Source organism: Arthrobacter sp. 9V (assembly GCF_902506065.1).
Taxonomy (GTDB): Bacteria; Actinomycetota; Actinomycetes; order Actinomycetales; family Micrococcaceae; genus Arthrobacter.
In genome coordinates this window covers 1-1,272 of sequence record NZ_LR732915.1, presented here as the reverse complement: position 1 = coordinate 1,272, position 1,272 = coordinate 1, and the positions used below count along the sequence as shown (strand labels likewise).

Here is a 1,272-nt window from a genome sequence, read left to right as displayed (position 1 = left end):
CGGCCGGGTCCTGTCGACCCTGGACGGACTCGGGTACCGCGGCGCGGTCATCGAGGGCTTCGGTGGCGGGCACGTCGCCGAGCGCACGGTCGATGCCGTCCGCGCACTCGCCGCGCAGATGCCGGTCGTGCTGGCGTCGCGGACCGGCGCCGGCGCGACGCTCACGACGACGTACGGCTTCGCGGGCGGCGAGATCGACCTGCTCGGCGCCGGACTCGTCCCCGCCGGCACCCTCGACGGCCTCAAGGCGCGCCTCCTGCTGGCCGCGCTGCTCGCCCTCGACGCCCCGGACGACCGCATCCACGCGGCGTTCGACGCCCACGGCCGGGGCTCATCCCCGACCGGACAACCCTGACCGCACCGACGCTCCGCCTCCGCCCGTCAGCCCGCGCCGCGACACCGTCGCAGCGCCGCACCGCCGTACCGAGAGGAAGACCATGTCCACCACGACCATCCACGAGCCCGAGGACCTCGAGCTCGCCACCGGGACGTTCCCGACGATCGGGCCGAAGGAGACCAAGCGCGGCGCGACGCTGGCGTTCTTCGCCTGGACCCTCGCCGTCTACGACTTCATCATGTTCGGCACGCTCCTCCCCCGCATCGCCGAGGACTTCGGGTGGAACGAGCAGACCGCCCTGCTGGCGAACACCCTCGTGAGCGTCGGGGTCTTCGTCGTCGTCGTCCTCGTCGGTCTGTTCGTGGACCGACTCGGTCGGCGCCGGGGCATGATGATCACGATCGGCGGCGCGGCCCTGTCCTCGCTGCTGACGGCGGCGTCGACGGGGGTCGCCTCGCTCGTCGGTTTCCGGGCCCTGAGCGGCTTCGGGATGGCCGAGCAGTCCGTCAACTCCACCTACCTCAACGAGGTCTTCGCGCTCACCGAGCTCGAGGGCGTCAAGAAGCGTCGCGGCTTCTTCTACAGCCTCGTCCAGACCGGGTGGCCGATCGGCGCGCTCCTCGCGGCCGCGTTCATCGCCGGGATCAACGGGCTGTTCGGACAGGAGTCCTGGCGGCTCGCGTTCCTCATCGCCACCGTCCCGGCGCTGTTCGTGCTGTTCCTGCGCAAGGGCATCAAGGAGACGCCGCAGCACCGTCTGAACACGTACCTGCGGCAGCTGCGGAAGTCCGGTCGCACCGAGGAGGCCACCGAGGTCGCCGCCCGCTTCGGCATCGTCGACGAGGGTCCGAACCCGCTGCGGGCGATCTTCGGCCGACGGTACGCACGCAACACCGTCGTGCTCTCGATCGCCTGGATCGTGAACTACTTCGGCA

At 71.1% G+C, this 1,272-nt stretch carries 1 protein-coding gene and 1 pseudogene; both read left to right on the top strand.

Features of this window, described 5'->3' with window-relative positions; all coding sequences use genetic code 11:
- A pseudogene (locus BACI9J_RS22300) lies at positions 1-355 on the top strand (hypothetical protein); the annotation flags it as partial.
- An 82-nt stretch (positions 356-437) separates the two neighbouring features.
- On the top strand, positions 438-1,272 hold an 835-nt coding region (locus tag BACI9J_RS22295), incomplete at its 3' end, for an MFS transporter (RefSeq protein ID WP_159736608.1).